This window comes from Nostoc sp. UCD121 (genome assembly GCF_014222285.1).
Classification (GTDB): domain Bacteria; phylum Cyanobacteriota; class Cyanobacteriia; order Cyanobacteriales; family Nostocaceae; genus Nostoc.
Map to the genome: position 1 here is coordinate 1 of NZ_JACKZS010000329.1, position 5,485 is coordinate 5,485.

The 5,485-nt window shown below is 43.6% G+C and carries 3 protein-coding genes and 1 tRNA gene; 3 read left to right on the plus strand and 1 reads right to left on the minus strand.

Annotation, left to right across the window (positions count from 1 at the left end; all coding sequences use genetic code 11):
• Positions 1-409: 409 nt before the first annotated feature.
• The 3 genes from GNF10_RS34710 (at position 410) to GNF10_RS34720 (ending at position 4,232) form a co-directional block, all read left to right on the plus strand.
• A complete protein-coding gene (locus tag GNF10_RS34710) occupies positions 410-871 on the plus strand; it encodes a tRNA (cytidine(34)-2'-O)-methyltransferase (RefSeq protein ID WP_185581418.1) in 462 nt (153 codons plus the stop codon).
• A gap of 791 nt (positions 872-1,662) precedes the next feature.
• The gene (locus GNF10_RS34715; protein ID WP_185581417.1) at positions 1,663-3,996 is read left to right on the plus strand and encodes a peptidoglycan DD-metalloendopeptidase family protein; all 2,334 of its coding nucleotides are present in this window, start codon (positions 1,663-1,665) and stop codon (positions 3,994-3,996) included.
• Positions 3,997-4,158: 162 nt separating this feature from the next.
• A tRNA-Met gene (locus tag GNF10_RS34720) sits at positions 4,159-4,232 on the plus strand.
• Between the two features lie 69 nt (positions 4,233-4,301).
• On the opposite strand, the gene GNF10_RS34725 is transcribed toward GNF10_RS34720, so the two are convergent.
• Positions 4,302-5,485, minus strand: a 1,184-nt coding sequence (locus tag GNF10_RS34725) for an amylo-alpha-1,6-glucosidase (RefSeq protein ID WP_311774265.1), incomplete at its 5' end; no start/stop codon positions are given.

A 5,485-nucleotide genomic window follows, 5' to 3' on the forward strand; every position in this document is an offset into this window, starting at 1 on the left:
ATGGCACTAAGAAAACCTGAAACCTTTGTCTGAGGGAGGTGTGGGAGGATGGGGAAGAAATCTGGCTCCCCACACTCCCCACACTCAAAAGCCAGTTAAATCACGGGTTTTCGCTTATCTTCTTATCTTAGTGCCATTCCCCCATGCCCAATAGTAGATTTCTTTGGAGAAACTACCAGCCCTAAAATACACAAGTGTTTAATCTTTCTACATAAAACTTAATATTTGCCAATTTTAGCCAAATATCCTCTCAGGGATTGCTCTGGGAGGCTTTGTGCTATTGTTTTAAAAATCTAATCGATGGATGATGCTTGATTATTATTAACAAAACCTATGAATAGCCTCTACCCTTTGGTAGATTTAACATTGACAAGAAATTGTTTTATACAATACGTAGATTATACGGACAATGCCCCAGGTCGTTTTAGTTAACCCACAAATTCCTCCTAATACAGGTAATATTGCTCGTACTTGTGCCGCGACAGGTACAGAGTTGCATTTGGTAGGGCCCTTGGGGTTTGAAATTAGCGATCGCTACCTCAAAAGAGCCGGCTTAGATTACTGGCCTTATGTCAAACTCCACTATCACGAATCCCTAGAAGCCTTTAAAACCGTACATCAAGAGCGTGGAGGCAGATGGTTAGGTTACACCGTTGGTGGGAATTTTAGTTACGTCAGCTTTCAATATCAAGCCGATGATTGGCTACTGTTTGGTAGTGAAACTACGGGCTTACCACCAAAAATTTTGTCAGATTGCGATGCTACTCTGTATATTCCCATGAGCCAACCAGGGGTTCGCAGCTTGAACTTGTCAGTCAGTGTGGCAATTGGCTTATTTGAAACCCGTCGTCAGTTAGGCTATCTACAATAGTTGTTTACCTTCACAAGCTAAGTATATTTACTTATTATCTCTAAAGAGATCTATCTAAACTGGAGAATTTTGGCAGCAAGATTTTTTTGGTTACAGCAAAATATGTAAAAGAATATACCAAATTTTGGGTTTATTCACCAATTGTAGTGGAAGATACTTACAAAGAGAGGAAGGTTATTATAAGAAATTTATATATAAAACTTGAGATAATGCCAAATTTGAATGATAGATTTTGATGAATTTGCAGCATCCTAAATTGGGAACAAAAGCGCTAAAATCCAGTCACATCATGTATTTAAGCTGTTTTTGCTCGATGAACTCCCAAAAGCAGCCTAAAATTAGACGATAGTTAATACGGTTGTTTTTTAGGGAATAATCAACGTAAAGTCTCGTGTTGAGAAGACTGATGGGCTAGAAATATCTTGAAGATATCTACAGCAGGGGGCATCACTTTTCCAGAAGTCGCAGCAATTTATTTTTCGGCAGCGACTATGGACTAGGCAAATTATTTGTCTAGTCCCCGTGATTGACGCAAGACAAGCGCGGATAATGGTAAAGAGTTATAAACGTCCTAAGTGGTGTTAGGAGTGGTTCGGACAAGTAAACACAGCAAACTTTAAGTTTTGCTAATACATGTAAACTTGTCTAAATCAGAGAAGCAGGTTAATCTTGCGTAAGCATCTCTGGTGAATGTGATCTTGATCTATCATTTGTTGTGATCTAAATCATTGACTAGTATCCAACTGAAAAATCGAGGTCAGTTAAGCGCTAGTGATCATAGGAGGTCGTCTTTGAAACGAGCATTAAAAAAGAGAGTAAAAGCTGTGTTGAACAATAACCCCAACAGCGATGATGCCCCGGTAGAACTGCAAAATGTGATGAATCCAAAAGTTAACCGCCGGGTGCGGACAAAAGCCGCCATGATTGGCTTGGCAATCTCTATGGGAGCAACCAGCCTTTTGGTGACTCGGCAAAGCGATCAAGCCCAAGCAGCGGTGCCAGTAGGCAGCCAAAAGGCTTCCTCCTCAATTCCTGCTGTTCCTGACACTGAAGTGAAATTCGCCTCCACAAAGCTGGAGTCCCAAGCAGTCTCATCAGCGAGCGTGCCGGAAAATCCTGTGATCGTGGAACCAACGGCAGTCTCACAAGTGCCTGGGCTTGAAGCTAAATGGCAAGTCGCGGCAAATGGAATGTCTTTGCAAATTCCTGCATCAGAAACATTTTCCCAAGCAACAGCTGGTTATAAAAATTCCACCAACCTGAAGCCACAAGTGGCACAGGGATTGAACAACACATTAGCCGAGACTAGTTTCCCAACAGTCAATAATTTGTCTCACTATAGTGCTGATGGTGTTGGCAGTACAAATGTTTTATTGAATGCCCAGCCACAAACAGTGGCAACATCTGGTGCAGTCAACGGTGAAATAAATGCACAACTTAAGGCACAACAAGAGTTTGCACTGAATCGCTTACAAGAAAAATCTAATCGATTAAGAAAAAGTCTCGCACAGTTACAGTCTGGGGAAACTGAAAACTTATCACCATCTGAGATTGGTTTGGCACAGTCGACGACTGGAGTTGAAAAAACTGCATTAGTGCAGCCGAATACTTCTGACGATGCAAGCAAAGCGAACTTGATATCGAAGCTAAAACAGAAGAATCAGACGAACGCAATTGCACCAGTAACAGCTACACCAACAATTATTGCGTCTTCGGGTCGGACTGCCTACGAAGTTAAGCCTGGAGATACACTAGCAGCGATCGCCAGCAAATACAATACTTCAGTATCAGAACTAGTTAAGGTAAATAACCTCAACAATCCCAATGAACTGAAAATTAGTCAACAACTAATTATTCCTGCTGGTCAAGTTGAGGTAAATGTAGCAAGTCAACCCACTGTAGCAAGTCAACCCACTGTAGCGAGTCAACCTACTTTTGTAGAGTCCAGCAAAACTCCAAAAGTAGCTAGCTCTCCTATGAACATCGGTAGTGCTAACTCCTATCTACCAAGTACTTCACAATCATCATCTATTGCCAATAACAGTAGCGTTGCCGTCCCTACACCGGTAATTGCGAACAATCAGGTTCAGGCTAATAGTCCCACTGACTTAGAAGTACGCCCTACCACTCCTACTAGGTCTTATGGTGTTGGTGGTGAAGGCCCAGTACCAACAGCTTTTGCTGAAATACAACAGCCTCAAGCACCAGCAAATAGGGTAGCACGGGGAAATAATAATGACCGTTTGCGCGGCTTGCAAGCGGAAATTCAGAGATTACAGCAGAAATACCGCGCTCAACAGTCTGGTAATTTAGTTGTGCCAGCAGCTAGCGATACTAATAACGCTGCAATGCTCACTCCTATTTCTACTCCTAATAATTTCATCGTACCTAACTCTGCTGTTCGACCAAATAGTGTAGCGATACCAATTCCAGTTCCTACACCTATTAGAGCTACCTATAGCGCTCAACCAATCAAGTCCCAATTCCGTACTAGTGTACGCCCTACCGAACCAGTAAACCCAGAATTCTTGCCCAATCTCGGTTCTGCTAGTCAGTGGACTCCCGCTCGCACTCAATCTCCTAGAAGAATTGCAACCCCTCCTGGAAGAGTAAATGCCTCTGACTCTTTAGGAAAGATGCGGGGAACCACAGTTACTCCACAGATAGTACCGCCTTTGGCAGCAGTGGATCAATATCTGCCCAGACCCATTGACGAACTGACACCTCCTCCATCTTCCTCAACCGTAGCTTACACATGGCCGGCAAAAGGTACCCTTACCTCTGGTTATGGCTGGCGCTGGGGTAGAATGCACAAAGGAATTGACGTTGCTAACTCCACTGGCACGCCAGTTGTCGCTTCAGCTGAGGGTACGATACAAAAAGCAGGCTGGAACAATGGTGGCTACGGCAACCTTGTCGAAATCCGTCATCCTGATGGCAGCACGACTCGCTATGCTCATAACAGCAAGATTCTAGTGCAACCTGGTCAGCAGGTGAATCAAGGAGAAACAATTGCTTTAATGGGTAGCACAGGTCACAGCACTGGCCCACACACCCACTTTGAAATCCATCCATCAGGCAAGGGTGCTGTCAACCCAATCGCTATGTTACCGGATCGCATATAATTTCTTGGCTATCTGTAACTAAATCATTGTTTTGTTGAGGGAGTTTACCTCCCTCTTTTGCTTTTTATAAACTCAACAGGGATGAAAGCTGCAAAAAAATTGCAAAAATCTTAGTATTGAGCAAATTTGTATGCTATACTAGTTTATGATTTGAAGATATATGGCTCAGTAGCTCAGTTGGTTAGAGCGCGGGACTCATAAGCCTGAGGTCGTTGGTTCAATTCCAACCTGAGCCACTTTAAAATTTATAAATAGTGAGTATTGATATATAGGTATTTCTAATACTCAGAACTCAAAACTCAGCACTATTTAATGTGGCGAATTACTTCTGCAACAGACCAAGCTTGAGTGATCGCACCTCTGGGTGTATGAGGTGCATCGCCATCAAAAATTTCAGAAATAGAACCAAGACAACCGCCAAATAAGAAGTGATCTAGCAGGGGTTGCCAATCAAAAGGCAGCGATTGTTGTGGATAAAAACGTTGCCAAGCCCGAATATATGGCCCAATTAGCCAACCCCAAACAGTGCCTTGGTGATAAGCGCGATCGCGTTGCTCTTGATTACCCTCATATCTCCCTTTATATTCGGGATCTCCTGGATCGAGACTGCGAAGACCATAAGGAGTCAGCAAGCTGATAGTTGCCAAATCTAGTATCTGACTCCCTTGTTGGGCAGAAAATCCACAGTGGTGCAGTGACAGCGCCAAAACCGCATTGGGACGAATTTGAAAATTCCGGCGATCGTCTGGCTCGATAGTATCGTACAAATAACCCAGCTGAGGATTCCAGAACTTTTGCAGCGAGGTTTTAACCTTTTCTGCTTGCAGAGCATAACGCTGTGCTTGTTTAGTAAGACGCACTGGATCGCCAAGTTCAAGCGAGCTTAAGCGTTCTGCCCACCGACTCAGCCAACATAAAGCTGAATACCACAGCGCATTGATTTCTACTGGCTTACCGTGACGGGGAGTAACGGGATTTGCCCCAATTACCACATCCATCCATGTGAGAGCTACACCACGAGCATCCCAACTAATTAGCCCATCGATAGCATCAACCTGGATATTGTAGTGTGTACCACCAACAAAGGCTTTGTGGATTTGTTGGGCTACAGAGAATTGCTCTGCTAAAAATTCCCAGTCTTGAGTAGCTTCTAAATAAAGCCCTAAAGTTTCAACCCACCATAGCGCCGCATCAATACTGTTATAGAGTGGTTCGCCATCGGCATCAGGAAATACATTAGGCATCAAACCGTGGCGATAGTAATGCCTAAAAGTCCGTAATACTCCTTTTGCCAGATCAAAACGCTGTGGAACTAGTGCCAATCCAGGTAAGGCAATTAATATGTCGCGTCCTCGCTCATTAAACCAGTGATAACCAGCAATCATTGTGGGGCCTGCAATTGAGGCTCGATAGACGATAAACTGATCGCTTGCTTTAAGTAGTTGTTGCCAGATTGTAGATTGGGCATTGGTTATTAATTCTTCTCCCC

Coding starts and splice junctions, on each gene's coding strand:
- GNF10_RS34710 (WP_185581418.1), top strand. CDS start 410: ATGCCCCAGGTCGTTTTAGTTAACCCACAAATTCCTCCTAATACAGGT.